Source organism: Hymenobacter sp. J193, from assembly GCF_024700075.1.
Lineage (GTDB): Bacteria > Bacteroidota > Bacteroidia > Cytophagales > Hymenobacteraceae > Hymenobacter.
Genome location: NZ_JAJONE010000003.1, coordinates 146,250 through 172,950 on the forward strand (window position 1 = coordinate 146,250; position 26,701 = coordinate 172,950).

Genomic DNA, 26,701 nt, shown 5'->3' on the forward strand with positions numbered 1-26,701 from the left:
GGCGCATGGTGCCGCTATCAAACCCGAACAACCGGCCGGGAAGCCCCGCGCCGCGCTACTACGGGGTTAGAAATTCTGTCCGATGCCGAAGTAGAACAGCCGGTCTTCCTTGGACACGCCGTAGTCCGCGTAGAGCATGGTGGACAGGTTCCAGGCAATGCGCGCCCCGGCTCCGTACGAAAACCGGACGTCGCGCAAGCCCAGGTCCTGCCACCGGTCGCGCACCGTGCCGGCGTCCGCGAACGGGGCCACGCCCAGCCCGAAGTTCTGCTTGCCCAGCTTGACATCGGCCAGCCGGATGCGCAGCTCGGCGTTGGCAAAGGCCAGCGAGCGGGCCAGGAAGCGGTTGGCCCGGTAGCCCCGCAGCGACTGCCGCCCGCCCAGGGCGTTGATGCTGCCGTCGGGGCTCCACTGGTCCTGAAACTCAAAAAACGGCGCTTCTTTCCCGAAAATGGTGCCCGCGCCGACCCGCCCGGCCAGCACCGTGCGCGGTCCGACAGGCAGCTTGCGGTAGGCCCGGCCCTGGAAAAACAGCTTGTTGAAACGGAACTGCGAACCGATGGCGGGGCTGGAAAACTCGTTGGCGGCTTCAAAGTACACCCCGCGGGTCGGGTCGGGTTCAAAGTCCCGCGTGTCGTGAATCAGCGCCGTCTGGATAATGGACACCCACCCCCCGTCCAGGCCAAAGATGCGCCCCTGCTGGGCATCGCGCTGCAGCAGCGACGTGCCGTTGGGGGCCGTGGTTTCTTCGCCGTTACGGGTGGCCTCGGCCGTTGTGCCTTGGAACGTGTCGTAGGCCAGGTGCTGAATCTCGTAGCCGCCCATCACGCGCCACGTGCCCTTGCCCAGGGCGTAGTCGGCCTTGAGGTTGAGCATAAACTCGGTTTCGCGGAACCGGTTGGACAGCGCATCGGTGACCTCGGCGGCTTCGCCGGCCTGCCCGGGCCGCAGGGTTTTGCGGGCCGCGTCGTACGCGGCGTAGGTGGCAAACGTCTCGTCCGGGTTGGAGGGCAGGCGCAGGCGGCCGAGCGTGGCCTCGGACGAGCCGAAGTACAGGTTGGCCGGGTTTTGCTGGGCCTTGAAGTCGACGCGGTAGCGCCAGCGCGTGCCCTGATAGTAGGGCACGTCCAGGGAAAGCGTGAACTCGCGGGCGTTGCTGGTAAAGTACGCCGCGTTGGCGCGCAGGCGCATGAGGTAGGGCGTGTAGGCAAACAGCGGGTTGTCGCGGGTGCCGTTCCAGATGATGTTGGTTTTGACCCCCACGCCGAAGCCCGTCACCGGGTCGGACGAGAGGTCGGGCAAGCCGGTCACGAACAGGCCTTCCCGTTTTTTGGCCAGGTCGGCGTCTGCCATGCGCTTGGAGCGGATAAAGGAGAGGCTGTCCACTTGCTGGGCGGAGGCTGCGGCGGCGCACAGGCCCAGGGAGGCCGTGAGCCAGGTACGCAACAGGCTTGTTTTTATCTGTTTTTTGCTGGGCAATGGGAGGGACCGTTAGTGAGGAAGCCATGCGCTGGCTCGTTGGCGCAGGTTAGCCCGACAAAGCTCCCGCACGATTCTGAAGTCATTCTGTAGTTTCCTTCGCTTGCCTTACCACGCCATGACGGCGGTGGCCCCGATGGCCCCCTGCTGGTAGCTGGGCACGACCAGCGCCCGGTTGCCCAGCACCTTGCGCAGCGGCTTTGTTACCAGCGGGTACAGCCAGTACGCGGCCTGCGTTGACAGAATGCCCACGCCGGCTCCGGCCAGCACATCGGAAAACCAATGCACGTCTTTGGCCATGCGAATACCTCCCGTGGCCGCTGCTACCGAGTATCCGCCCACGCTGTACCAGACGCTGCGCCCGCCGTACTCCTTGTGCAGAAACGTGGCCGAGGCAAAAGCCAGGCTGGTGTGCTGGCTCGGGAAAGAATGGAAGTCGGAGCCGTCGGGGCGCTGCACCTGCGTGAGCTTCTTCAGGTTGCTGGTCACCGCATCGTTGAGGGCGAAGGCCAGCGCCGCCAGCAGCAGCTGGTCCACGGGTTTGTGACGGCCCGGCACCCCGGCCAGGCCCAGGCCGAGCGTTACGGCCCCCGGCAGGTACCGGAGCTGGTTGTCGAGCGTCGTCGTGGGCCGGCCCATATGCTCGCGGATTTCCTCCCGCAGTTCCTCGTCTGATTCCAGCGCCTCCACCCGGTGGGTGGTCAGGGCGCCGGCCGTGAGCAGCAGCGTAGGCACCAGCAGCGCCCGCGCCACCGGCCGCTGCCAGCGCGGCGGGCGGGCGGTGGAGTCACGCAGGGAAGGCGGTACCGAAACAGCCGGCCCCGTCTGGGCCCGGGACGGGAACAGGGGCAGCAGCCAGCACAGCCAGGGGAGCAACACGGAGCGGGGCATACAGAACAGCAGCAGGTACGTCCCAAACGTAGGGGGCAATTCTGTGCACATTCTGTAGCGGTCAGGGCCGGGGAGCCGCTGAAACGAATCGGACGCGCAGCGTGTGCCGCGCCGGGTCCGGGGCGTAGTCGTACGTCACCGTAAAGCCATAGAAGGCAGCAATGCTCTGCACGATGGACAAGCCCAGGCCGGGCGAGTCGGAAGCGGCATTCTGCTTGCGAAACCGCTCGAAAAACTGTGCGGGTTTCTGCTGCGCCGCCAGGGCGGGGCCGGCATTGGTGATGACCAGCTCGGTGGCACGCAGCTGCACCCGCAACAGGCCGCCCGGCAAGTTGTGCCGGATGGCGTTGTGCAGCAGGTTACTGAGCAGCGAATCGGCCAGCGCAGGGTGTAGCATAAGCAACGGCGCGGCATTTAATTGCACGTCCAGCTGCAACTCCTTCTGCTGGATGAATTCCTCCAGTTGCGCCAGTTTCTCGCGCAGCAACTCCGCCAGCGGCACCGGCTGGGCGGCGGCAAACTGCTGGTTCTCGATTTTGCTGAGCAGCGTCAGCCCCTGGTGCAGGCGGGCCAGCCGCTGCACGGCCGCGTACAGGTCGCCCACCAAGGGACCGGCCGGCGCGGGCAAATCCGGCAGCTGGAGCAGCTGTTCCAGCTTGGCCTGCATGATGGCCAGCGGGGTGCGGGTTTCGTGGGCGGCGTTTTCCGTGAACTCCTTGAGCAGCACGTAGTCGGCCGCGACCCGTTCGCTTAGGTGGGTGAGCGTGTGGTTGAGTTGGGCGAACTCCTCAATGTGGGTGGCGGGCAGCTGCAGCACCTGGTGCTGGCGCACGTCGTAGCCGCGCAGCTGGTGCAGGGTCTGCTCAAACGGGGCCCAGAGGCGGCGGGTCAACCAGCGGTTGAGCCCCACCACGCCCAGCAGCAGCGTGCCCAGCACCCCGAACAGCAACAGCACAATCAGGCGCTGCACGTCATGGGTTTCCAGCAGGGCCTTGCTGAGCGATACCCACTGGGTTTGCCCGTTCAGCGGCAGCCGAAACGTGAGCTGGCGGTAGGGCTCCAACTCGTTTTCCAGGGGCTCCAGCAGCAGGGTATCGCGCAGCCCTTCCGGCTGCGGCTGCGCACTGAGCTGCATGCGGCCCTCAAACGGGGTGCCGGGCAGGTGGCCGGTGCGCTGCACCTGCGCCCGCAAGTAGTCGCGCTGCTGAAACAGGCGCTCCTCCAGCTTCGCTTTGCAGCGTCCAGCGCACGCCGTAGTAGAGGAACACACTGCCGGCCGTGAAGAGCACGGTGGCCAGCAGCAGGTAGTAGCGGTTGGTGGCGGCCAGCAGCTTCATTCCGCGCTGAACTTGTAGCCCACCCCGTACACGGAGCGGATGTAGTCGCCGGCTCCTTTGTCCTGCAACTTGCGCCGCAGGTTCTTGAGGTGGGTGTAGAGGAAGTCGAAGGAGTCGGCCGCATCGGCCGCGTCGCCCCAGACGTGCTCGGCAATGGACTCCTTCGTCAGCACGCGGCCGGGGTTGGTGAGCAAATACAGCAGCAAGTCAAATTCCTTGCGCGTAAGCGTTACCGGCTCGCCGTTGACCAGCACCCGGGACTGGTCAGGAAATACGGTCAGTTCCTGAAACAGTAGGTGGCGCTGCCCCTGAAACTGCCGCCGCCGGATGATGGCTTTCAGCCGGGCGCTCAGCTCCGAGAGGTGAAACGGCTTGGCCAGGTAGTCGTCGGCCCCCAGCTCCAGGCCCAGCACCTTGTCGTCGAGCGCGCCCCGGGCCGAGACGATGAGCACGCCGGCCGGGGAGCGGTCGGCCTTGAGCGTGCGCACCACGTCCAGCCCGTTGCCGTCGGGCAGCGTCAAATCCAGCAGCACGCAATCGTACTGGTAGAGCTTGATTTTCTCGTGCGCCTGTTCGTAGCTGGCCGCTGCTTCCACCACGTAGCCGTCCTGGCGCAGGTACTCCACCAGGGAAGTGCGCAGGGCCGGCTCGTCTTCTACAATCAGCAGCTTCACGGGAGTGCAAGGTGAGGAACGGCGGAAAGGTAGCTGGCAATTCTGAAGACTTTCTGACGGGGGCACTGAGCTGTCTGGATAGAAAGGCCGGAACTAGGCCGCTTCCTGCGCTTTTCCGCCGGTTGCTACCCCCAGATAGGCCAGGTAACGGTAAATAGTAGCCCGGCCCACGCCCAGCAATTGCCCGATTTCTGCTACCGTCTTGTCTTGTTGCAGGTAGAGCGTTTTTGCGGCCTGGGCTTTGGAGAGGGCTTCTTTGGAAAGACCTTTGGGCCGCCCGCCCTGGCGGCCGCGGGCCCGGGCCGCCGTCAGGCCCGCTTTGGTGCGCTCCCGAATGATGTCGCGCTCAAACTCAGCCAGCGAGGCAAACAGGTTAAACATGAGGCGGCCCTGGGCGGTGGTCGTGTCCAGATGGTCCTGCAAGCTGACAAAGTGAATCCCCTGTTGCTGAAAGCCGCTGACCAGTGTGACCAGGTCTTTGAGCGAGCGGCCCAGTCGGTCGAGTTTCCAGACCACGAGCGTATCGCCCGTCCGTAGCCGGGTCAGCAGGTGCTGCAGCGCGGGGCGCTCTTTCACGGACGATACTTTTTCCTGCGCCACCTCGGCGCAGCCGTAGGCCTGCAAGGCATCGGTCTGCAGGTGCAACTGCTGGTCCGGGGTGCTGACGCGGGCGTAGCCGAAAATCATAGGCGCTATTCTCAAAAAGTCAAGAGCCGCGAAGATAGCGAGCCGTTGATTGGTGAGAACACCATATGAGACAGTTATTGCTCAGCTTCAGTAGGCCCCCAGCCAGTGCGGGCAGTGGACCGCAAAAACGCCCGTATTTTGAGACGCCCGGCCCCCGCCAAAATCCAACCCTGCGGCCCTAACGGGAATTTCTGTTCTTACTCTTGCGCTACCCCTAAAGCACCGGCCCTGCAGCAGCCGGAACACCGACTCGTGCTGGCAGCTAGCAGGTAACAGCCACGTTCCCTAAATGCGACTTAGGGACCAAACTTTTAAGACAGGCCAAGAGTACGCCATATGTCGGCAGCGGGAGCCGCAGCGTCACGAAGTCGGCGGGGCTGCGGGCAGCGTGCGCAGCAGCGCAAACCCGAGGCCGCCCGCCGTGAGCGAGGCCACCAGAATGGCCAGCTTGGCCACGTCCGTGCCCACCGAATGCTCGCCCAGCGCCAGCAGCGTGACGAAGATGGACATGGTAAAGCCGATGCCCGCCAGCAGGCCCGCCCCCCCACAGGTGCCGCCAACTCACGCCGGGCGGCAGCGTGGCCCAGCCCAGGCGCACCGTGAGCCAGCTCAGCGCCCCGATGCCCAGGGGCTTGCCCACGACCAGGCCCGCCAGGATGCCCAGCCCCAGCGGCGAAAGCAGCCCCCGCACGGCGGCCGGCGCAACAACCAGGCTGGTGTTGGCGAAGGCAAACAGGGGAATGATGCCGAAGGCCACCACCGAGTGCAGCTGCTGCTCCAGCCGCTGGGCCGGCGAGCTGCTGCGCAGGTACAGCTCCTCCAGTTCCTCGCTGATGACGCGCGGGGTTGCCTCGGGCTCCTGGGTTTTCTCGCGCAGCAGGGCCAGCCGCTCGTCCACGCGGCGCAGCAAGTCCGGCCGAGAGAAGGGAATGCGAAACGGGATGGCCGCCGCCAGCAGCACCCCGGCCAGGGTGGCGTGGATGCCCGATTCGAGCATAAAAAACCAGAGCACCGCGCCCAGCGGCAGGTAGGCCCACAAGCTGCGTATGCGCAACCCGTTGAAGGCCAGCAGCACCGCCCAAGTACCCAGTGCCAGGTACAGGTAGTGCAGGTGCAGCTCCGTGGTGTAGAAGCCGGCAATGACCAGCACCGCCCCCAGGTCATCGACAATGGCCAGCGCGGTCAGAAACACTTTCAGGCCCAGCGGCACCCGGGGACCCAGCAGCTGCAGCACGGCCAGGGCGAAGGCAATGTCGGTGGCCATGGGAATGCCCCAGCCCCCGGCCGTGGGCGTGCCGTGGTTGAAGACGCTGAACAGCAGCGCGGGCAGCAGCATGCCCCCCAGGGCCCCGGCAATGGGCAGGGCCGCCTGGCGGGGCGAGGACAGTTCGCCGTCGAGCACTTCGCGCTTGATTTCCAGGCCCACGATGAGGAAAAATACGGTCATCAGCCCGTCGTTTATCCATTCCACTAAAGTGTGGTCGAGCACTACGCTGCCCGCGCTCAGGCGCAGGTGCTGGTCCCAGAACGCGGGAAAGTAGCGCGCCGGGCCCCAGCTGGTGTTGGCCAGCAGCAGGGCCAGCACGGCGCTAATCATCAAGACGATGCCGCTGGCCGCCTCCCGGCGGAAAAACTCGGCGAAGGGCCGGATAAGCGGACGAACCAGGGGCCGAACGAGGGTAGGTAGCAAGGAAGCGGAATAAAAGGTGGGTGGTCGGTGCCGCCGGCCGGTGAAATGAAGAAGGTTGCGCCAGCGGCGGCGGCCAGCCGTGCTGAACCGGAACCGGTTGACGCTAGGGTGTACGGCGGCCGGCTGCCCGGCGGCCATGCGTGAGGGCTGCCGGGATGTCAGCCAGTGCCCGGCCTTGCTCGCGGCCGAGGCGCAGGTGCTTGGCGGGGTCAATACCCGGTTTACAGTAGCCATTCATCACCGAGCTAGGGAGGCAAAGATTATCCAAAGCACTTATCAAGCAGAATTTTCTTTTTGATAAGCTTGGTATACCCTCTAAATCACTTGGAATCGCCCTTTTTCAGTCTGTTTTTCGGCCACCTTAGCGTGTAAATTCACCCCGTTGCAATAAGAACCCTATAACAGCCCCGGAACGAAGTCAGCGCCCGAGCGACTGCTACAAGCATTCCGCTAGCGGGCTGCTCGCCGCAGTCGCTCGGCCATGTTGAGGGAAGCCAACGGGGCGGATTTACACGTTACGCCGACCACGGCGCTTGCCGACAGGTGGCATTGCGCTGGAACAAGGCGTAGGTATAGGGATGTGCGTCGCCTGTAAGAGGCTGGTGGACTTCTTCCGTCGCCGCCTGGAGGGTGTAGTTGGAACCGAGCAGGACTTGTAAATCGGCCACGGTGTAGGGTTGCAGCAGCAGCCCCGCCTCGGTGGGCGGCACCGCCGATTCGGGTGCCCGGGCACTGAGCAGCACCCACCCATGGGCGGCCACCATGTGGTGGAGCAAGCGCGCGTAGGCCGCGGTCTGCGCCGAACCCAGAAAGCCGTGCAGCACGGCCCGGTCGTGCCAGAACAGCACCGGGTCCAGCAGCGGCAGGTGCTGCGGCTGGAGCAAGTCGTCCACCACCCACATAACGTGCTCGGCCTGCGCGGGCGGTAACTGGCGGCGGTGCTCGGCCAGGGCCGTTGCGCTTAGGTCCGTGGCGATGAGGTTGGTGTAGCCCTGGGCCAGCAGGCCCGACAGAAAAGGCGATACGCCGGCCCCCACGTCGAGCACAGGGGCGTCAAAAGGCAAGTTCGCGTCGGCGAATAAGCGCAGCGAAGCCGTTGCCTGGCGTTGGAACCAACTGGCTTGCTCGGGTCGGCGTTGCGCGTACAAATTCTCCCAAAAAGTGGTCTGATTGGCGGATGGCATGGTGCTTATAAGGTTTTTTGGCTAGTGGGCGCGCAAGGGCTGCTTACCCACCCCCACGGGCTAGACGGGCTGCTCGCACCGTGGGCGCTCTGGCCCGTTACGGTGGGGTGAGGAAAACAGAACGGGGGAGCAGGGCCAGCCGGTCCGTGCGGGTCCACTTACCTCAGCGGCGGCCAGCACTACTGGGTTGGACTATATGGGGTGTTTAATGTGGGTACTGCCGCCTGCTAGCAGCAATGCGTTTTAAGTAGCGAGTAGGGCCATTGGATAGGAAGCAAAAAGACAGCCGGCTACTCTGGAAACGTAACGGTAAACGTCGTCCCAACATCCGGCTGGCTCTGCACGGTAATCGTGCCGCCGGCATTATCGAGAATGCGTTTGATGGTATACAAGCCAATGCCGGAACCCTCCACGTGAGTGTGCAGGCGCTGGAACAGGCCGAAGAGGCGCGCCTGCTGGGCCGCGCTCAGGCCCAACCCGTTGTCTTGCACTTCCAGGACCGTGCCCCCCGGGGGCGGGGCAGCAGCGCACCTGCACTACAGGCAGTCGGTCGGGGTGGTGGTACTTGACGGCGTTGCTGAGCAGGTTGTAGACAATGCTGCGCAGGTGCTGCGGGGCAAAGTATAGGGACGCGCAGGCGGCCACGTTGACGTCGAACTGGGCGTGGGTGGCGGCCAGCAGCGGGGCCAGGTCCAGGCGAACGTCCGCAATGAGAGCGGCTAGGTCGATGGGTTCGGCCGGCTGCTGCCCCGTCTGCTGCGACTTGATGATATCGGTGAGCTGGTCGAGCGTAAGTTGGAAGCGCTCGACGGCGCCGTGCAGCAAGTTGAACAGGTAAGGCACCGGCTCGGCCTGGCGGGCGGCTTCGGGCAGGTGCTCGCCCAGGGCCGTGAGCAGGCCTTCGATGTTGGTAATGGGGGAGCGCAGGTCGTGGGAGGCCGTGTACACGAAGGTGTCTAAGTCCGCGTTGGTGCGCGTGAGCCGCGCGTTGGTAGCCGTTAGCTCCGTGTTGAGCGCGTGGGCTTCGTCGCGGGCGGCGCGCAATTGCGCCGTTAGTTGCTGCAACTGCTGCTCGGCCAGCTTCTGCTCGTGGATGTCGATGGCGGCCCCTACCCACTGCACGAGCGTCCCGGCGGCATCGCGCACGGGCACGGCCCGGTCCAGGTGCCAGCGGTATTCGCCCGTGGTGGCCACGCGCAGGCGCAGTTCGGCCTGGAACGGCTGCTCACTGTCCACTGCCGTCAGCCAGGCCTGCACGAAGCTTTCTTGGTCGTCGGGGTGCAGGTACTCGCGCCAGCCCAGCCCCTGGCCGTTGGCGGCGGCGGTGAACCGCTCCCACTGGGGGCTCAGGTACGTGGTCTGGCCCTGGGCGTTGGCTTCCCACACCACTAAGGGGGTGGTTTCGGCCAAGTGCCGGAAGCGGCTTTCGCTGCGCTCGGTGCGCTGCCGGGCGAGCACCTGCTCGGTCACGTCGTGGGCAAAAACGCGCACCCCGTCAATCGTGCCCTGGGCGTCGTGCCGGGCCTGGTAGGTGAAGGTCGAATACATTTCCTCCGGGGCAGCGCCCTCGTGGCGGGCGAGCCGCAGCCGCAGCTCCTGCATGACCACCGGCTCGCCGGTGTGGTACACGTGGCGGAGCAGGTCCGGAACAGGCGAGTCTACCAACTCGGGCAGGGCCTCCAGCAGCGGCTTATGTAGCAGTTCCCGCCCCGGAAAGGCGCGCTGATAGGCTGGGTTGACGAGCTGGAACACCAAGTCGGGGCCGTCGAGGATGGCGATGGGAGCCGGGGCCTGCATGAACAGGTCGGCGAGCTGCTGCTGCTGCGCTTCCCGCTCCTGCCGGGCGAGCACCTGCTCGGTCACGTCGAAGGCGAAGATGGACACGCCGGCGATGTCGCCCGCTTCCCGGTACGCCTGGTAGGTGAAGTTAAAATACGTCGTCTGCGCGGGCCTCTCGTCGGTGGCGGCGGCAGTGAACGGCAAGTCGGCCCCAAAGAAGGTCTCGCCGGTCTGGTAGACGCGGTCGAGCAGGGCCACGAAGCCCTGCTCCTGCGCTGCCGGTACGGCCACGGCCAGGTCGAGGCCCACCAGCTGCTGCCCGGGAAACAGGGCTTGGTAGGCGGGGTTGACGTACTCGAAGCGGTGGCCGGGGGCGCGCAGCAGCGCCACCAAGGCGGGCGTTTGCTCGAACACGTTGTGAAAGGCCTCCCGCTCGTGGGCCTGCTGCCGGGCCGCCGCCAGCACCTGGGCCTGCAGGGCTTCGGCCTGCTGGCGGGCCTGCACCTTCTCCGTCACATCCACGGCAAAGGCCAGGATGCCGGCGGGGCGGCCCTGCTCGTCGAGCAGCGGCTGGTAGAGAAAATCCAGGTAATGCGGGACGTCTTGACCGGTCACCGGGTCGTGAATCGCAAGCGGGGTTTCCGTGCCCACGTGCGGCCGGCCGGTGGCATACACCTCGTCCAGCAACCCGATAAAGCCCTGAGCCGCCACTTCCGGCAAGAGTTCCGCGACCGATTGGCCGGCGCGGGTGCGCCCCTCGGTCAGGGTCTGGTAGGCGTCGTTGAAGAACGCGAAGCGGTGTTCGGGGCCGAGCAGCGTGGCGATGGCGGCCGGTACTTGCCCCAGGATTTGCTGCAGGTGGCCCTGTTGCCGGCGCACCTCGGCCGTGCGCGCCTGCACGCGGGCTTCCAACTCCTGGGTAAGCCGCTGCTGCTGCCGGCGGGCCAGCACCTGCTCGGTGACATCGTAAGAGAAATCGAGTACGCCGTGAATGCGGCCCTCGCCATCCCGTAAAGGCAGGTAAAAGGCATTGACAAACAATGGCCTAGCCAAGGGGCCATCTCGGTGGCTCAGGACTATTTCCAACTCGGGCAGGTGGACGGGCTCGCCGGTGGCGTACACGCGGTCCAGCTGCGCAAAGACTTCCTCCCCCACAGCCCCTTGGGCGGCCTCGCGCACCGGGCGGCCGAGCAGGTCCGCCGCGGGCACAAACGAGCGAAAGCGCTCATTGACGAAGCCGAACACGTGGTCGGGCCCGTGGTAGATGGCCACCTGGGCGGGCAGGTGCAGGAGCACCTCGTAAAAGCGCTGGCGCTGGGCCTCGGCCGCCGCGCGGGCGGCTCGCTCGGCGGCCTGGCTCTCGCGCAGGGCGAGTTCTACGGCACTGCGGTCCTGGTCGGCCGTATCCGTAAAGCTGACCAGCAACCACTCGCCGCTGCGCCGGGCGGCGACGTGGAAATAGTTGTCGAAGCCGTCGGTCTGATAGTTGACGCCGTATCGGCCTTCTTGCCCGGTTTCCATCACCTGCCGGTACAGGGCAAACACGCCGTTGGCAAACGTGTGGGGGAAGCGGCTGCGCATCGTGCCCCCCGGCCGCTCCGGCAGGCCCGTCATGCGCTGCGCGGCGGGGTTGAGGTATTCCACGGCAAAGTCCACCACTTCTCCCGTGGGGGCGTACAGGGGGCGCAGCAGGTTGACCGCCGTGAGCGAAACGGCCAGCAGGTCCTGCAGCAAGTCGGCGGGAGCGGCAAACAGGTCCGGGGGAGTAGACTCGGCAGCCGCCGGAGGATGGGACATAGTAGCCGCGCTGGACGGATGAAAAAAGTAGGTAAATGTACACCCCCCTTGGTGGGCACCATCTACGTGCAAGCAGATGAGCGTGGCAGGGCAAAAAACGTCCTGTTCAGGTTAAAATCCGCCCAACTTCACTTCGCTGCTTTCTGTTCCATTTTTGCTATATTTATTTTGACTCCTTCTCGCCCAACCGTTGCGAGCACATTCATCGACTGCGGAAGCATTCCTTTCCCGACCCGGCGCAGGCGGCCCGGTAACATTGCCCTGCCGGAGCCGTTGGTTTTGGGTGGCTCAGGTCCAGCTAACCCGAAACCATTTTAGCAGGGCAGGCGAATCAGTCGGGGTTTCTTCCGGCTCGACCCGGACGCGGATACTGCCGACGGGCTTGAACTTGCGGGCTACGCCCGTAATCAGGCCGCATTCAAAATTCGTCGGCGTGGGCGTGTAGCACACCACGCGCATGGTCCGGGGCGCGAGAGCCTGCGTGCGGTAGTACCCCATCGGGGAACTGTCCACGTTGGCTTGGCAGGCCTCGTCGAGCGCGTACAACGCTTGCTCCAACGTGCCAATGGTGTCGGGCCAGACGCTGCACTCGGCAATTTGTAGGCCCACGGCGTACACCGTTTGCTCGCCGTACCCTGTCTCCAACTCCCCCAGCAGGTTCAGCCAGCCTTGCAGCGGGTACCACTGCCCGCGCACGGGCTGCGAAGGCAGGCCATACTGTTTCAGCAAGCGCCGGGCATCCTGGGGAATATGAAGCACTCGATGTACCGCTTGCAACGTTTCGCCGTTCACGGTCGCTGCGGGGTCGAAGGCAATGTAAGAGTGAGGCATTGGCCGAGGAAATTTTTAGTAAATATAATACTACCTGCAGTCGGCGGTAATTCACTCCGGGGCTTGATGCATTGCGCAGCCAGCGTGACATTGACTGCTGTAATCCGCTAAACAGACAACTATTATCCTCGCGCAGGTCGATTTTGACGCTGTAAGAAAAAAAGCCCGATTTTTGAGGCACCCCACCACCACCACCGGAATTTGATTAACTGGCCTTAGCGTTGTTTTCCGTTCTTGCTCTAGTGGAACCCCAATAAATACTCCATAACCAAACATAATACCTACTGTTAACAGCTCCTAGTGTGTAACGAATCAAGAGGGATACAAACGGTATCTGTCCTCCTTTGCGAAAAAGCACTCCCAATTGTGCGACCAATATAATTGGAATTGCTTATATTAAGAGCAGATGGCTTCGAATGCGCCTGTTTCCGGCACAAGGAATCAAACCGTTCTCATCAAGTAGAAAGGTCGGTCTGCTACGGATTGTATAAAGCTCATTTAACAACACCCAGAAATGCACTGATGACTATAGCGTCGGCAACTGTGTAGCCATTGCTGTCATCAAAGTATCACTGGCCCAGGCTGGCTCGATTGATCAGGTGTTCAGATCGTTCCGACGAGGTGGTGACAGCATTCGGTGCACGTTTCATGATGGTACAACTGTAGCCATTGGCCCAGCGGAGCGTGACACTGTTAGGAGAAGGGCTGATTTGGAAGTCCCCAGGGGACAAACCTCGGTTTTTGTGGAAGATGCTGTTACCATGTACACCCTCATTTGCAAACGCATGTTGCGTCTACAGAGTGCTTTGGTCAATGATGGCGGAGATTACAAGAAGTGCGTTAAAAACTTCCCGGATGCGGTTCAATATCTTTGTTCTGGCTATCCTACTGAAAGCGGCAATTTGTTAATAGCCTGGAGCCTACAGGCAATAACTGACTTTAGCACACTAGATACGGTACCCATTGCTATTGTCAGATCTAGTAAGCATGCGGCATTCACTACGATGGGGCAGCAGGATAGATTTGGCAGGGTGCATCAAATCACCCGAATCATGCAGCGTGGGCGCCCGACGAACCAATGGAATATGCAAGGTGCCAACAGCAGCACACAAAGAGTTAGGGCCGCCTATACGCTTACCCGTCCGCAATAACTTCAACTGATTCACTACCCCTACAAGCTACGACCCATGTCTGGTGGCTAGTCTGGCCAGGATCTATGTAAGCGGTGCTACTGAGCCGGGCCGTGTCACAGAACGGGCTACTTCTTCCTTTTCGCAGCACTCGTTCTTTCGCTGTTTTGCCCTTCCTCCGCGCGGCCACATCGCGGGCGCGCTACCGGTACCGGCCAGTGGCCTCGCCCAGAAGGAACTGAAAACGCCCTGGCTGGAATGCCAGGGCGTTTTCTATGCTAGTCCAGCAGTTGGAGGGATGTCAGCCCAGGGCTCCCGGGCCGTCTGCAGCAGCGCCGTCACAGCCACCACGCCGGTGTGGCGCAGCTGATCCGGCCGGCTCACCAGGTAGCGCAGCGCCATGTAGCGGGCCGTGGGCCAGCATCCCTCCTGTCGGTACTGGCGCAGGGAGTGGGCCAGCAACCAGGGGCGGCTGCTGTCGGTAAACGTGCATAACGGCCGGCTACAAGTTGAAGGCCGGGTGCGACCAGAAGATCGCATCGTCTATCGAAATGCTGTTAATAGGCCAGGCAGCCACCTCCGTAAGAAGGGTTGCAACAGCGCCGTTGTACGCTGGCGCGCCAATAAGCCGTTGGAATGCATTAATGCGCAGTTCAAGTCGGGTAGGCTTCTGCATCGCTACAAGCTTAGAGGGTACGGTCCTGGCTACGGGCAGCAGCCCATGTGGCCGTTTCAATTCGCTCCCCCAGGTCCTGTACCTCCTGGGTGAGGGTCGCTATGTCAGCGGTTAGCAGCTCGTCGCCCAGGTGCAGTTCCAGCTTCCGCGCCGATCCGCTGCAGGCGGCTCGCTACGTACGCCAACTCCCGGCGCAGCTGGCCCACTCGCTCCAGCGTCGGCAGCGTATTGCGGCCCTCGACCCAGGGCAAGTTGCCTGCGTTCGCCGGCCGGTAGCGCAGGGTGAGCGTGTTCTGCTCGGCCTGCTCGCCCAGCTCCAGCGGCTCGAAGCCGGCGGCGCGGGCAGCCCGGGCGGCCGCTTCGAAAGTAGCTTGTCCGTAATTGCGGCTAATGGTGATGCGTTGCTCAGTGCGGTCGCCCCGGCCCAGCAGGTGGGGCAGAATCACCTCGCGCAGGGCCTGGCTCATGAGCCCCCGGCCGCGCCGGTGGGGCGGCACATAGGCGTGCAGGTCGTTTTCTCCGTGGTCGATGACCAGGCCGACGCAACGCTGGGTCCGGTCACGGATCAGGTAGGCATCATAGTTCGGCGTCAGCAAATCGCTCTCGTTGGGGTGGGGCGCCTGCAGCCAGATGCGGGCCCAGCCGACTGTATCGGTCAAGGGGCGCTCCACCACTATTTCCTGCCCATAGGCGCCATTGGCCCGGTAAATGAGCCGGGCCAGGGTTTCATCATTCATACGCGTACCCCATAAGACCGAAATTCAGTTGCCGTATTTGTTCGGCGGCAATCCGCTGCCAATTTAGTCAGCAAAGTAGCGCGTACTTCCTTTTAAAATAGCAGGATCAGGTTTAACGGATTAAACGTTATAGTTCACGGATCAAACGTTATACTACAGCACTGTCCTATCCTGCTTATCAGTCCTTTATAAGAATCTACAACTGGATGCAACGAAGCTACAAACCTAAATCATTGACGGCATTGTGTTGGCGCACGTTATCGATGCGGGTATAACGCCGGATCATGCCCGTGGTCTTGTGCTTGGTCTGGTTCATAATCTTGGAGTCGTCTGCTCCATTCAGCTTAGAAATAGTCACAAAGGAGGCTCGCAGGGAGTGGGCGGAATACGCCGCGCCCAGGTAGCGTTGCACCAGCTCGTTTATCCAGACGCCGCTCAAGCGCTTGCGGCCCAAGCGCTGGCCCTTATTGAAGGAGAGAAACAGCGGGCCGCTATGGCGCTCGTTGGTTTCCAGCACCTGCAGCCAGTCTTTCAGGGCGCGCACGGGGCAGGTCCGCCGGTCGGAAGAATACACCACGGCCTTTTCCTCGGCTTGGCCCTGCTGGTTGGTTTTGCTCTCGCGCAGTGTGATCAGCAGCCCGTCGTCGTCGAAGGTCAGATCCTCCACCAGCAGCTTCACCAGCTCGTCCCGGCGGAAGGCACCGGCAAAGCCGAGCAGCAGCAGCGCCCGGTCGCGCACGCCATCGGGCCGTTCCTGGGAAATAGCCTGCACCACGCGCTTGAAATGGGCCAGGGTAAAGGCCTGGGCCTGCTTGGGCCGCACTTTCTTTTCCAGGGCAATGCCTTTGAGCAGGTCCTTCACCGTCTCGTCGGCCGCCGGGTTCGGCAGCTTGGCCAGCCGGTGGGCCTTGCTGATGGCGGCCAGGTGTCGCTGCACCGTGGAGACTTTTTTCTCCCGGGCCAGGTGCACCAGGAAGGCCCCCACGGTAGCCGGCTCCGCCGGCAGGCTTATTCGATCGTAGGCCTGGCACCAGGTTGTGAACCGCTGCCAGTCGCCGGCGTAGGCCCGCTGGGTGTTCACGGCCCCTTGCTGGCTGCGGATCAGGTAGTCGGCGGCCTCCTGGGTGTACTCGTTGACGCTGCGCGCCGGGCCGACCTGGTGCGCGGCGGCGGGCTGGGGAAGGTGTGTACGCATTCGGGTGCAGTGCTTACGGGAGCTGCCTGGGCGGTCAGGTAGCTTACCAGATTAGGTTAGGTGGTTGTCCACTGGTACCCGCGGCGGTACGCCCACAGCACCGTATTCGGCGCAACGTCTTCTGTTAAACGATAACGCGAATAGGTGTAGAGCGCAAACAGGGCCGGCACCACCCAGACCAGTACCGGGTGCGTCACGTGGGCAGTATGGACCACGAACAAATGCAGCAGCCAGGCCGGTACAAGACAGGCGACCAGCAGGCAGATGGTAAACGGCAGCAGCCACCGCCGGCTACCGCGCTGGCGCAGGCCGATGGCCACGCCCTTGACCAGGTAGAGCAGCGCATAGAAGCTGTAGGCCAGCACCCCGATGCAGAGCAGCCGGGCGAAGCCGAAGCCGGGCCCGAGAAATTCCAGCTCCATCGCCAGGATCAGTCCCAGCACCAGGAAGGGCGCCAGGACCAGCACCTCGACCAGCAGGCGCAAGCCCAAACCCAGCACGGTGGCCAGGCCCTTGCCGATTGCCTGACCGTTCTGGATGGATTGGCGGATGTTCGGCGCATTGCGGCCGGCTTCGTAGCCCTCGTCGTAATCAGACATAATATTCGGTTAGGGTAAATGGAGCGATACGAAAAGAACGAGTGACCAAGCCAACAAGGTAGACAATTGGTTACGATAAGTAAATGTTATCATAACTAATGACCGGAAAAAACTACTTTTACCAATTAAACACAATTAATAGTTATAGTGCAGTAATCACCTATATAAGTACAATTTATTAGAGAACTCACTGAACCATCTCGGTCTTGGCTACCTAGGCCCCTCCGCGCAAGGGTACTTAACGTAAAATCCTCCCGTTGGGAAGAGTCCACGTTAGACAAGCCGCACAAACCAGTTTCGGCCGACCCGAGCAACCAGGTTGCGGCAGTCGTTTACTTGCTGCCGGTACTGGGCAGCCCGTTGCTCACCGAGCGCTGTTGCCGGCTGGATTTGCGCCAACTTAGATTCCACCCAATCCGTTGAGGCAGCCAGCAGGCGCTCCACGTCCAAAGGTGCTACCGCTGTGGGTTCACTGGTGCGGTACTGGCGAAGGGACGGATAGGCGTGCAGCATTCTGTCCAGGGTAGTGGCGTTTTCCTTTTTGCTTACCCGATAACAGTCCCCGATTGCACGGTCACGGAAGCTCAGATACCAAATCCCCCAATAAAGGTCTCTGCAATAGCATTCACTATTTGGGTCTAATACTTCACTATCCAAATCAAAGTCACGAAGCAGCCGATAATGTGCCTGCACCAGCTCAGCCAGGGAAGTGCCAGCATAAACAAACTGGCCTTTATGTTCAGACATAGTATGCAAGTGGGTTAAGGCGTAGCCACGCGGTAGCTTAGCGCGAGCTTGAATGCCGGGCCATTATTGATGTGAGGGTTCACCGACGTGGGCTCCTGACCCAGGCCGATGTAGTCGATGGTCGCGGGCCACTGGTCGTTCTGCTCGAATACATCGAGGCGGCGGGTCACGGCGTAGGCCGCCGTGGCCCGCAGCGCCCAGTGCGAGCTGAGGTAGGTTTCCGCGAACAGGCCGTAGTGCCCTTGCTGGTACTGGAAATAGCGGTTGCTCTCCTGCAGGCGGTAGGCCGTGTTGATGCCGTTGAGGTTGAAGCCGACGGCTACCCGCGGCGAAGCCGCGTAGCTCAGGGTAAAGGTCGTGGGCAAGTCGCCAAAGGCCCGCCAGCGCCGGCCGAGTTGCCAGTCCAGACCGAGCAGCACCACATACTGGGGGCCATAGAATTGCTGCCGGTATCCCAGGGTAAGGCGGTACGCTCGGCGGGCATTGCGGCGGTAGCCGGCCCGCACCACGCCGCCCCAGGTAAGGTCGGCCGCGCGCACGTGGCGCAGGTCCGAGTTCAGCGCCGGCAGCGCCAGGGCCGTCAGCTCCAGCTGCGGCGACACGCGGTACCGGTAGCCAACCAAGGGCAACAGGCCGGTTACGCTGGCCACGGGAAGCCAAGCCAAGGCGTTCCCCGCTGAAGCGCAGGTGCTCCAGACTCAGGCCGACCAACATACTCCGGCTGCTGTCGGCCGACGCTAGAACCGGCAGTATCAGGTTGGCCCGGTACACGTCGGCACGGAAGGAGCGAGGGGCATCGCCGGCCAGCTGGAGTGGCAACACTTCATAACTCAGGCCTAGGCCTTCGGCGTAACCTTGCGCCTGGCTTGCCAGGGGCAGCAGGGAGCAAAAGGCGGCGCTCAGGCAACCCGAAAATCGAGATACAGTCATGGAAAGATTAGACACCTTATTATAAGGAGTAGTGACGGAGGTAACGGCCCATCCCGAGCGTTTGGATTCTGAGCAAAGGTAATGGCAGCCTACCTATCTCCCAGGCGGGACCAACCCGCCTGGGAAAGCACGCGCTAGGACTCGTCGATATAAAAAAGGTGATTCGTACCAGGCAGAAAAGCCCGGCCCGGCCGGGTCTTTACCCGAAACAGGTCAATGGCGCCGGCGCCGGCTTTTCGGGCGGCGTGGTAGAACTTCTCGTAGTCCCACCCTGCGGCGGCATCGTGCAGCACCGGGTTGTGCATGCGCACCTGGCTGTTCATGATGCGAAACGCCTGGCTTTCTTCCCACGCCGTGAGCTGGCGCAGCGGCTCAAATGTGAAGCCACGAAAGCGAAACGGCAAAGGCTGCTGTACTGGTTGGTTGCTATCCATATTTGAGAAATAAGGAAACTGGCCGGCTTTAGGCGTTGGGGTTGCGTTGCTTACGGGCCTGCATGAGGTCCTTCATCATTGCTTCGAGTTCGTTGGTACCGCTGAATAATGCCAGGTGAAAGAACGTGGGCTTCAGCCCATACAGATGCTGCATTTCCTTGAATAGGGCCTTGGCTTTGCGCGGGCCAGCCTTGAACTGGTGAGCTACATCCTCGGCAGTGATGTACTGCCCGGACGCAATGATGAGCGCGTTCTGGCTCAGACCCGTAGCCGTTGGCTGCAGGGTGGCAGTCGGGTTTAGCTTCTGGTTTTTTGCACTAGATGGCATACTGAACGTGTTGGTTTACTGTTTGTTGGTACATGTAGCCTGCTGCCTGCTACTTGCGCCATAGCTAGTCTTCTGCTTGGGCTACTTCCTCCTGCGGGTATTCCGGTATCCAATCGGTTGGGTCTAATATTCCGCCCAGTAGTTCCTGCACCCGGGCCTGTCCTTGCTCCTGGCCCAGGTCATCGAAATCAACAATCTCCACCTGCACCCCCGGCCGAGTCGATACCACTTCTGCCGCGCCCCCGGATACGGCAATCACCACATCGGGCTGCCGGGCCACCAGGTCGAATGCTTCCACGGTTTCACTGCTTACCTCTACGGCCGGGTCACTGGGACGCCAGAAAATGGGCAGCGGGGAGAAATCAGGTAACCAGTTCGGCTCTATTTCCTCAGTGGCACACTCGCCCAGGGTATCGAGCTTTTCCAGGTAGGGCGTTACCAGCTCGCCCAGCAAGTCGGCTACGCTGTCGAGGTGGTCGATGAGAAATGCTGGTGTGCCCTGCGCATCCAGCGTGGCGCTCAGCTGGCGCAGCAACTGCTGCTGGCGGCGCACCAGGGCCAAATTGTACAGACTGCGGGCCTGAGGAACTAGCGGCGGCATTTGCTTGGCCCAGGCCGGCATGGAGGCTGGCAGGGCGTTGGGCAGCAGCGTATCGGGATTAAAGGAGAGTTTCATGTTCGACGATGTAGTGATGTGTAAGCAAGACAACGGCCCATTGATGGCCTAGTGCGCGTCCGGAAGCTGGTCAAATAACTGCCACCACAGCGCCTTGCGCGCTGCATCTTTCAGGCCCGACTGAAGCAGCTGCTCTACTTCCGTTTCTCGCTTCAACTGGCAGGCAAACTCGCGGATTTGCTGCTCGTCCTGTTGGTCACGGTAGCCTTTCAGCCACGCCTGCATTAGGGGCAGGCCCTGACCTACGACCAAGCCTTTCATCAGGGGCCAAAGGTTGGCATCCTGGGCGGGGACTTCCTGCATCCCGCGCTGCTGGGCCTCACGGCCAAAAGCATAAGCGTTCGTTTCGAGTTGCTGAGCAACGGGCGGAAGTGAGGTAACTTGAAGCATGAAATTAACGGGCTGGAGGTTTGCGCTGTATATAGCGTGTACGTTCAAACAGCTATTTTTGTTGATATTTAGCAACAAAAAACCCCTTTATTTTACCCTAATCGCATTTATCATATTTATAAAGCCAACTACAACGTTGCCCTGTGAGCATGAAAAAACCTCACAAATAAATTGTGAGGTTTCCCATTAATCCTATCTACTCGGATGCTTGCGCAGGATCGCTTATTTTCCGGTAGTACTAGCGGCCGGTTCTTCCAGGATTCCGGAAAATGAAAGCACTAAGGGCCCGGTGGTAGAATTACTCCGCACAACCACCTTGGTGTTCTGCTGACCAATACGACCATCGGTATTGAAACGTACGACCAGCGTGCGGCTATTGCCCATTTTCAGAGGCTGACGGTTGAACTGGGCAACGGTGCAGCCGCAGCTGCTTTGCACGTCCCGGATAATCACGGGATCAGCGCCCATGTTCTTCAGCGTGAAACTCGCCTCCACTATGCCGCCACTGGGCCGGGTACCAAAACTGAGGTTATCCTGAGGATAAACCTTCAGGAAAGCGCCTGGCTGGGGGTAATTCAAGCCCGATTGCGGGTCCTGTATCTGGGGTTTGCTGGCGACTGGTGTAGCTGCCTGAAAACCAAAGGTGCCGGCGAGAATGAGAAGCAGTGTTTTCATAGGTCGAAATCTGAACGAAGCAAAGGTATAAATCCATGACCATATTGCAATTAAATTTAATTGCGTGCTTTCCCGCCCGACTGCCCAACAAAAAACCCGGCTGGTAAGGCCGGGTTCCGTACTTGCTGCAATAGGTATGGGGTCAGATACTCTCAACCCTATGAACCGACACACCTTTGAACGGTTCATAGGGCAAAGCGACAACAATACCTGTACGCTCCTGCTGTTTAGCCCTTTTTGGCCGGGGGCGGGCTCGATGCCCGCCCCCGGCCAATCGCCTCGGCGGCCCCACCGGGTAGCCCTGCCTACCCTAGCCCCCCTTCCTGAACCTGGTCGAGTACCTTGCGGCAGCTTCCGCGCTGGGCCAGCATTACCCCGGCTACTTTCGTTTTGAGTACCCGGCGTACCTGCCGGCGGATGTAGGCCAGTACTTCCTGGGCCTCACGCTGGTGGTAAGCGGCTGATACCTCTACAAAGGCTTTCAGGCTGCGGTTACCTCGGGCGCTGTTGCAGCTCAGGCAAGCGGTAATTAGGTTTTTGTGGTCGGAAATAGCCCCACCCTTGCTGTAAGGCTTCAAGTGGTCGAGCGTCAGCGTTACGCCCGCCTCAATGCCTTTGCCACAGTAGGCGCAGCAAAACCCATCGCGGAGGTAGATTGCTAGGCGCTTCTTGGGGGTAATCCAATTCTGGCCTTGGGTACGCTTGGGGCGGTCGGTGGTAGCGGCGGCAGTAGGGGCTGGGCACATGGTCGGCGGCGTTCAGAGGTGAGGGAGGTTGCTTGCGTTGTATAATAGTTTAACGGCTGGGCACCCCTTAGCGTTGTCAAAAGACAACAAAAAACACTCTCAATTTGCTGCAAATCAACTTTTACTCCCCTACTGCCCCGCTTCCCGGCCGGCTAGTCTTCCTCGTTCTCAGGAACAGCCTCAACGGCTTTTTCACACGTGGGGCACCACGCCAACCCCTCGGGAATATCCAGCGGCTCGTCACTTTGACTTTCAACGACCTGGGCCGCCTGGGCGGCTTCTGCCAGAAAGGCTTCGCCCCCACAAACCGGACAGCTTCCTACAACTGGGTTATCTATTTCGTCATAGATAAAGTACACCTTCTCTGCTGTTGTCTGTGACATGAAAATAGGGTTTATTGTTGCTTATTATACGCAAAATAGCTTAACATGATACTACCAACAGCGATTCTTTGGACTGCCTCCCGCATTTCCCCCGACTGCCACATTGGTTTAATTACCCACCCTGACAGTACCGGCGAAATTTGCGTGAGGGATAGAAGGGGTTTAGTGCGTAGCACCGAAGCGAACAGCGTAGCCCCGCATAGCCCGGCCCACGGGGACACGCCCAGCCAGCAGCAAGTATTTCGCGAAGCATTCTGCCATTCACGGTAAAGCCGGTAAATTTGAGTCTACACCCTGTTGTCCTCACATGAAAGATTCTGTCCTCACCTTCTCAATTGCTCTCGACGAAAACAAAATGCCTGAAACCATCAGCTGGCGCTCCAGCGACGGTAAAGCCCCGGAGCAGGGCATACAGCAGGCAAAGGCCCTGAATATTTCCGTTTGGGATGGCCAGGAGCAAGGCACCATGAAGATTGGCCTATGGACAAAGGATATGCCGGTGGACCAGATGAAACGGTTCTATGTCGATACCATTGGCGCTATTGCCGACTCGCTCATGCAGGCAACCGATGATGCTGCAATGGGTGGAAAAATTCATGCACTCTGCGGGCAGCTCCTGGCCCACATTAACGGGGAAACGCCGCTGACAACAGATCAGTAAAGCAAGCCGCGCGAGCGGCGCAGCAACAAAAAACCCCGGCTGTTGGCACAGACCGGGGTTTTTTGTTGCAATGACTTCTGTATAATTATCACCGTCTTTTAGCTCGAATAAGGCGGAGAATTCTATCATCCGCTTCTGTAGTTGACACCTGGCCGCGTAGCAGCAGAAACTCATCCAGCAGAAGCAGCAGCAGCAACAGGCACCAGCTCAGGGCGGCTCCCACCAGCAAGCCGGCATATATGGCCGAGCCTACGAGCGTCAGCGTGCTCAGCAGCAGTACTCCCTGCGTAAGCCGCGGCAGAGGACGGGGCTGGCGGGTAGCTGTCAGCAGAAACGCGACTGCGGCCGCCCCAAGGGTAATCAGTAGCAGCGGCAGGGGCTCCAGCACGTGCATGATGTAGGCAACGAAATGATTATCGCTGCCTGGAAGGAGATTGACATAGACCAGAAACATACACATTCAGAAATGAGGTGAAAAACATTAGTGAACCCGGCGAGGGGGATTCAGCACGCCGGGCATCCATTTGTAGAGGAAGGCACTGTCAGCTGCCGTCAGGTGGGCCGTCGTCAGGGTTGGACCCAGCTTGGTCAGGGTTAGCACGGCCTGCCGGGCCTCTTTATGACTCATGCCCGGGGGCAACGTCCACGGGACAGAAGTAGAGTCGTAGTTCTGCACCGTAACCCCGGAGGGCATGGTGCCCTGGGCGTACAAACTACCGCTTAGTAAAAGCAGAACTGCTGTCGGCCCGGCTTTGCGTTTCGGACGCCGCAGTTTCAGAACCAGGTGTCGCAGAACGATGCCCGCCAGAAAAAAGACGTACAAGCGGAGCGCCCACTGAGCCAGTAATTCACTGATTGGTATTGAAGAAACTTTCATCTTCCTGCAGAATGCCTAAGGTTTAGTTCTTCTACCTGCTCGGCGCTCCACTTGTAGCGGACCGCACGGGCTGCCGTAGCATTGCGCGAGTCCTGACCCGTTAGGCGAATCACTTCGGCAAAAGTCGCCGGACAGATAGCCTGGCCTTTCCACGGTACCTCATTCCATAAGGGCTGGTGGCTATCAAACAAGCGGCGGGTAGCGACTTGCTTGATCCAGGCCTGGCCCGTCGCATTACGCCACTGCCAGAAAGCCTGTGAATCCGTGTTGGTGGCATTGTATTGCAGGACTGCTGCATCGCAGGCGATCAGCCGGAAGAAGCGCCGTAGCACCTGCTCATCCGTGAGCCCGGTCAGCTGGGCTGGTATGCCCGTGGCGGAAACCGGCCCACCCGTGGGAGCGGCCAACCACAGCTGCTCGTACTGCGCCGGGGCTAAATAGCGGCACTGGCCCAGCGCCATGATCTTGCCCCACTGAGTACGCCACTGCGCGAAGTGGTACAGCTGGCCCTGGTGCAGGCAGGTCAGCGCAACGCCCGCCACGTCGAAGTAGGTCAGAAAATTTCCCAGTACCAGCGCCCCGGTGGCCTCAGCTGGCAATTGGTGAGCGACAACCGTTCTAACTGGCATAGGGCAGGACAGCTAAAGAGAACCAGCCAGCGGTGCGGAGAGGAAGCACTGAAATGGCAACCATAGGAAGGAGGAAATAAAGGGGGCAGTCGGGATGAAGCAGAAAGCGAGTACCCGGCTGTTCACCAGAGGCCCCCGCCCGACCGCATAAAGAAAAGTAAAATTATGCTGATTGCAATTAAAGTTAATTGCAAAGGGCCACAGAAACCGCTTCCGGTTTCCGTGGCCCTTTGGTAAATCCTACCTTACTTAGGCAGCCTGCGCGCACTGTTCGCCGGGCTGCTCGTCGGCATCAGCCGGGACAAGCTGCGTAACCTCGACAAGTGGCACTTTTCTGGCCCGCAGGGTGCGCGGGTCGTACTCACGCTCGAACAGCGCCTGAGTCGCCTCATCAAGCCCTTCCTGTACTTGTGGGTTGCCGACCAAGCTGGCAGCGGTTTTCTGATTGTCGTTCCACTCGCTACCCAAGCCCCGGTGCGTGACCGAGAACAGCAGCAACTGCGTCAGCAGGGCCTCCGTTGGGGCAGTTAGCAGCACCTGCGCTTCGACCCACTCCCGGTAAGGCAGTCCCTTCGTGTCCGGCCCATTTTTGCCTGCCAGCGGCCACCCCCAAGTGCGCGTTAGCTCGGCCAGCGTCAGCAGGTCGATAACCCGGCCCTGCATCAGGCTCTCAGCAACAAGTTTCGCCAACACGCGCACTCGGCCCTGTTTGGCTTCGTCGGTGGACAGTTGCAGGGCGTGATAGCAGCGTTCCGCCAGCACCCGTTTCCCGGCCTCTTTCAGCAGTCGCTTCTGGCGGGTTTCGCGGTTCTTTTCACCCTGCGACAGCTCCACCTTCCCCGATTCGAGCGCTTTGGTGGTTTCCTGGGCCAATAGCACCCGTACCACCGTTGCGGCGCTGGCCCCATCGACGTACACGCCCACTACCGTACCCTTCTTGCGCTTGCTGACCTCGTACTTATCGGGCTTTACCGCCCCGGCTGGTGCCTCATAGTACTTAGTGGATAGGCGCACTACCGGGGCCTCCCCGGCCAGTTCTTTCTGCTCGGCTAGTACCTGCTCGATACGCCGCCCCATTTTCGTATTCCAGCAGGCGCTGTCCAGACACGTATCCTTGCCTTCCTCCGCGAGTTCGGCAAACAGCATGACGCTACAGCTGCTGCGCTTCGGGCAGCCGGTGCAAGCGCCGGCATTTTCGTACAGCGCGGCATCGTCCAGCGGCCACGGCGCACTGCTCAGGGCCTGTTTTTCGCGGGCCACCCAATTCTTTACGGTGCTTTCGTTCACCACGTACTGCGAACGGTTGTCCAAGCAGCGGCGCTGCACGGATTCAGGCCACCGGCTCAGTTCCTCCGCCGCGCCTAGCGTCAGCTTGTCCTGTCGTAAATCAGTCAGCCACTCCGGCAGCAGCTCACTTATGGCGCGGCGCTGGGTTACCCAACGCGCAGTCTGACCAAGATAGGCGGCAATTTCCTCCGTATTCATGCCCTCCCGCGAGAGCTTACCCACGGCTACGGCTTCGTCTGCGGGATGGGGATTTTCGCGCAAAATGTTCTCCACGAGGCGATACATCTGCGCCTCTTGGTCGGTCATGTCGCGCACCGTTGCCAGAATGGTCGGCAACTGGCCCAGCTCATGGGCCGCGAAGCGGCGAAAACCGGCTACCAGTGCATACTCATAGCCTTCAAAAGGCACCGCTAACGGACGCACCGCAACGGGTTGTATCAGCCCCCCGGTGCGAATACTTTCGGCCAGAGATTTCAGCCCTACCGGGTCAATACTACTACGGTAGTTGTCGGCCAGATAGATGGCCGATAGGGGAATTGTTAGCAGGGTTACCGGCTGCGCGGCTTGCGAAAGGGTTTGTGTGTTCATCTTGTGGGTTTAAAGAGGGAAAGAAAAATCTGCGTTGTTGCTATTTATACGCAAAAAGCCGCCCTACAGTTGCGTAGAGCGGCTTTTTGGGGTCTATTTTTCGGAGTTTTCCAAATAATTATCACCCCGCTTTTCTGGTTTTTGCGGGCTATTCCGCTGCCCAGCCGACGAACATATATTTTCCTTCCTTCGCCTTAGTAGGGGGACGCAGGCAGACCCCGTTGGCACTCCGCTTATCGAGTTCATCCAGTAGCTCGCCCTGATTCAGGAACTCACTAGCCGACAAGCCGCTGTTGCGCCACTCGTCCGTTTTGTCGGTGTACTCGCTGATGGTGTAAAAGCTGCCGCTGTAGGCATCCGTGCCGCTTTCGTCTGCGGCCTCCTGCTGTAGTCTGCAAAAAGCGTCATTCATGCTTTTACCGTGCCCGCTAACTGTAATGTCCGTTGCTCCCATGATGTAGTTTGTTTGTTGCTATTTATACGCAAATAACTTTATACTGTTGCTATTCTACCCCCCCATTTTACCTGCGTTTTTTACTTGCTAAACTACATAGGGTCGCCGTATTCAATGCAACTCTTTTTAGTTGCTAATCCACCCTTAGCGCCCGCCGATTAGCTGGTGCTGGCCGGTAGCGCGGTGATAATCCTAAGTTTTTTTATTGGC

Annotated in this window: 30 protein-coding genes and 2 pseudogenes; 2 read left to right on the forward strand and 30 right to left on the reverse strand. The window is 60.8% G+C overall.

The window, feature by feature from the left end:
- Positions 1-66 precede the first annotated feature (66 nt).
- From LRS06_RS22125 to LRS06_RS22175, 12 genes and pseudogenes are all read right to left on the reverse strand, one after another.
- Positions 67-1,446 carry an outer membrane protein assembly factor gene (locus tag LRS06_RS22125; protein ID WP_257873575.1) on the reverse strand — a complete coding sequence of 460 codons (1,380 nt, stop codon included), beginning with the start codon at positions 1,444-1,446 and terminating at the stop codon, positions 67-69.
- 141 nt (positions 1,447-1,587) lie between these two features.
- A complete protein-coding gene (locus tag LRS06_RS22130; protein WP_257873576.1) occupies positions 1,588-2,370 on the reverse strand; it encodes a phosphatase PAP2 family protein in 783 nt (260 codons plus the stop codon).
- A 61-nt stretch (positions 2,371-2,431) separates the two neighbouring features.
- Positions 2,432-3,550 (reverse strand): HAMP domain-containing sensor histidine kinase, encoded by a 1,119-nt coding sequence (locus LRS06_RS22135; RefSeq protein ID WP_257873577.1) that lies wholly within the window; start codon positions 3,548-3,550, stop codon positions 2,432-2,434.
- On the reverse strand, positions 3,513-3,707 hold the full coding sequence (locus LRS06_RS22140) for a hypothetical protein (protein ID WP_257873578.1): 195 nt from the start codon (positions 3,705-3,707) through the stop codon (positions 3,513-3,515). The genes LRS06_RS22135 and LRS06_RS22140 overlap by 38 nt, the downstream gene beginning before the upstream one ends.
- Positions 3,704-4,381 carry a response regulator transcription factor gene (locus LRS06_RS22145; protein WP_257873579.1) on the reverse strand — a complete coding sequence of 226 codons (678 nt, stop codon included), beginning with the start codon at positions 4,379-4,381 and terminating at the stop codon, positions 3,704-3,706. Before LRS06_RS22145 ends, LRS06_RS22140 begins: the two co-directional genes overlap by 4 nt.
- Before the next feature lie 93 nt (positions 4,382-4,474).
- On the reverse strand, positions 4,475-5,068 hold the full coding sequence (locus tag LRS06_RS22150) for a recombinase family protein (protein ID WP_257873580.1): 594 nt from the start codon (positions 5,066-5,068) through the stop codon (positions 4,475-4,477).
- 360 nt (positions 5,069-5,428) lie between these two features.
- Positions 5,429-5,578 (reverse strand): hypothetical protein, encoded by a 150-nt coding sequence (locus LRS06_RS22155; protein ID WP_257873622.1) that lies wholly within the window; start codon positions 5,576-5,578, stop codon positions 5,429-5,431.
- Positions 5,579-5,654: 76 nt separating this feature from the next.
- A pseudogene (nhaA, locus tag LRS06_RS22160) lies at positions 5,655-6,992 on the reverse strand (Na+/H+ antiporter NhaA); the annotation flags it as partial.
- 281 nt (positions 6,993-7,273) lie between these two features.
- Complete coding sequence (locus LRS06_RS22165) at positions 7,274-7,822, reverse strand: hypothetical protein (protein WP_257873581.1); 549 nt, start codon at positions 7,820-7,822, stop codon at positions 7,274-7,276.
- Between the two features lie 410 nt (positions 7,823-8,232).
- Positions 8,233-8,433, reverse strand: a complete 201-nt coding sequence (locus tag LRS06_RS25650; RefSeq protein ID WP_374679459.1) for an ATP-binding protein — start codon at positions 8,431-8,433, stop codon at positions 8,233-8,235.
- A 583-nt stretch (positions 8,434-9,016) separates the two neighbouring features.
- Positions 9,017-11,518: pseudogene (locus tag LRS06_RS22170) on the reverse strand (PAS domain-containing protein); the annotation flags it as partial.
- A 288-nt stretch (positions 11,519-11,806) separates the two neighbouring features.
- Positions 11,807-12,349, reverse strand: a complete 543-nt coding sequence (locus LRS06_RS22175; protein WP_257873583.1) for a hypothetical protein — start codon at positions 12,347-12,349, stop codon at positions 11,807-11,809.
- A 743-nt stretch (positions 12,350-13,092) separates the two neighbouring features.
- Here LRS06_RS22175 and LRS06_RS22180 point away from each other — a divergent pair.
- Entirely contained in the window at positions 13,093-13,500 is a 408-nt protein-coding gene (locus LRS06_RS22180; RefSeq protein ID WP_257873584.1) for a hypothetical protein, read from the forward strand.
- Positions 13,501-13,752: 252 nt separating this feature from the next.
- On the opposite strand, the gene LRS06_RS22185 is transcribed toward LRS06_RS22180, so the two are convergent.
- From LRS06_RS22185 to LRS06_RS22245, 13 genes are all read right to left on the reverse strand, one after another.
- Positions 13,753-13,941: a hypothetical protein gene (locus tag LRS06_RS22185; protein WP_257873585.1), complete on the reverse strand. Its 189-nt coding sequence runs from the start codon at positions 13,939-13,941 to the stop codon at positions 13,753-13,755.
- A 318-nt stretch (positions 13,942-14,259) separates the two neighbouring features.
- Complete coding sequence (locus LRS06_RS22190) at positions 14,260-14,892, reverse strand: hypothetical protein (RefSeq protein ID WP_257873586.1); 633 nt, start codon at positions 14,890-14,892, stop codon at positions 14,260-14,262.
- Between the two features lie 217 nt (positions 14,893-15,109).
- Positions 15,110-16,087, reverse strand: a complete 978-nt coding sequence (locus LRS06_RS22195; protein ID WP_257873587.1) for a site-specific integrase — start codon at positions 16,085-16,087, stop codon at positions 15,110-15,112.
- Between the two features lie 56 nt (positions 16,088-16,143).
- Positions 16,144-16,686 (reverse strand): hypothetical protein, encoded by a 543-nt coding sequence (locus LRS06_RS22200; RefSeq protein WP_257873588.1) that lies wholly within the window; start codon positions 16,684-16,686, stop codon positions 16,144-16,146.
- Between the two features lie 273 nt (positions 16,687-16,959).
- Positions 16,960-17,433, reverse strand: coding sequence for a hypothetical protein (locus tag LRS06_RS22205; RefSeq protein ID WP_257873589.1), 474 nt, complete (start codon positions 17,431-17,433; stop codon positions 16,960-16,962).
- Positions 17,434-17,447: 14 nt separating this feature from the next.
- A complete protein-coding gene (locus LRS06_RS22210; protein WP_257873590.1) occupies positions 17,448-18,083 on the reverse strand; it encodes a DUF6268 family outer membrane beta-barrel protein in 636 nt (211 codons plus the stop codon).
- Positions 18,084-18,497: 414 nt separating this feature from the next.
- Positions 18,498-18,797, reverse strand: coding sequence for a hypothetical protein (locus tag LRS06_RS22215; RefSeq protein WP_196956037.1), 300 nt, complete (start codon positions 18,795-18,797; stop codon positions 18,498-18,500).
- 28 nt (positions 18,798-18,825) lie between these two features.
- Positions 18,826-19,125, reverse strand: coding sequence for a hypothetical protein (locus tag LRS06_RS22220; RefSeq protein ID WP_257873591.1), 300 nt, complete (start codon positions 19,123-19,125; stop codon positions 18,826-18,828).
- A 64-nt stretch (positions 19,126-19,189) separates the two neighbouring features.
- Positions 19,190-19,801 carry a hypothetical protein gene (locus tag LRS06_RS22225; RefSeq protein ID WP_257873592.1) on the reverse strand — a complete coding sequence of 204 codons (612 nt, stop codon included), beginning with the start codon at positions 19,799-19,801 and terminating at the stop codon, positions 19,190-19,192.
- Positions 19,802-19,849: 48 nt separating this feature from the next.
- A complete protein-coding gene (locus LRS06_RS22230) occupies positions 19,850-20,191 on the reverse strand; it encodes a hypothetical protein (RefSeq protein ID WP_196956002.1) in 342 nt (113 codons plus the stop codon).
- A gap of 222 nt (positions 20,192-20,413) precedes the next feature.
- Complete coding sequence (locus LRS06_RS22235) at positions 20,414-20,866, reverse strand: DUF1573 domain-containing protein (protein WP_257873593.1); 453 nt, start codon at positions 20,864-20,866, stop codon at positions 20,414-20,416.
- Between the two features lie 305 nt (positions 20,867-21,171).
- Positions 21,172-21,612 (reverse strand): HNH endonuclease, encoded by a 441-nt coding sequence (locus tag LRS06_RS22240; RefSeq protein WP_196956000.1) that lies wholly within the window; start codon positions 21,610-21,612, stop codon positions 21,172-21,174.
- A 152-nt stretch (positions 21,613-21,764) separates the two neighbouring features.
- Entirely contained in the window at positions 21,765-21,995 is a 231-nt protein-coding gene (locus LRS06_RS22245) for a hypothetical protein (RefSeq protein ID WP_196955999.1), read from the reverse strand.
- Between the two features lie 307 nt (positions 21,996-22,302).
- Here LRS06_RS22245 and gldC point away from each other — a divergent pair, with 307 nt between their 5' ends.
- The gene (gene gldC, locus LRS06_RS22250) at positions 22,303-22,656 is read left to right on the forward strand and encodes a gliding motility protein GldC (protein WP_257873594.1); all 354 of its coding nucleotides are present in this window, start codon (positions 22,303-22,305) and stop codon (positions 22,654-22,656) included.
- An 88-nt stretch (positions 22,657-22,744) separates the two neighbouring features.
- Here gldC and LRS06_RS22255 read toward each other — a convergent pair whose 3' ends face one another.
- The 5 genes from LRS06_RS22255 to LRS06_RS22275 form a co-directional block, all read right to left on the reverse strand.
- A complete protein-coding gene (locus LRS06_RS22255; RefSeq protein ID WP_257873595.1) occupies positions 22,745-23,110 on the reverse strand; it encodes a hypothetical protein in 366 nt (121 codons plus the stop codon).
- Between the two features lie 27 nt (positions 23,111-23,137).
- Positions 23,138-23,350, reverse strand: a complete 213-nt coding sequence (locus LRS06_RS22260) for a hypothetical protein (protein ID WP_196955988.1) — start codon at positions 23,348-23,350, stop codon at positions 23,138-23,140.
- Positions 23,351-23,529: 179 nt separating this feature from the next.
- Positions 23,530-24,162 carry a hypothetical protein gene (locus LRS06_RS22265; RefSeq protein WP_196955987.1) on the reverse strand — a complete coding sequence of 211 codons (633 nt, stop codon included), beginning with the start codon at positions 24,160-24,162 and terminating at the stop codon, positions 23,530-23,532.
- Positions 24,163-24,411: 249 nt separating this feature from the next.
- The gene (locus LRS06_RS22270) at positions 24,412-26,037 is read right to left on the reverse strand and encodes a ParB/RepB/Spo0J family partition protein (protein ID WP_196955986.1); all 1,626 of its coding nucleotides are present in this window, start codon (positions 26,035-26,037) and stop codon (positions 24,412-24,414) included.
- A gap of 148 nt (positions 26,038-26,185) precedes the next feature.
- On the reverse strand, positions 26,186-26,449 hold the full coding sequence (locus LRS06_RS22275) for a hypothetical protein (RefSeq protein ID WP_257873596.1): 264 nt from the start codon (positions 26,447-26,449) through the stop codon (positions 26,186-26,188).
- Positions 26,450-26,701 lie beyond the last annotated feature (252 nt).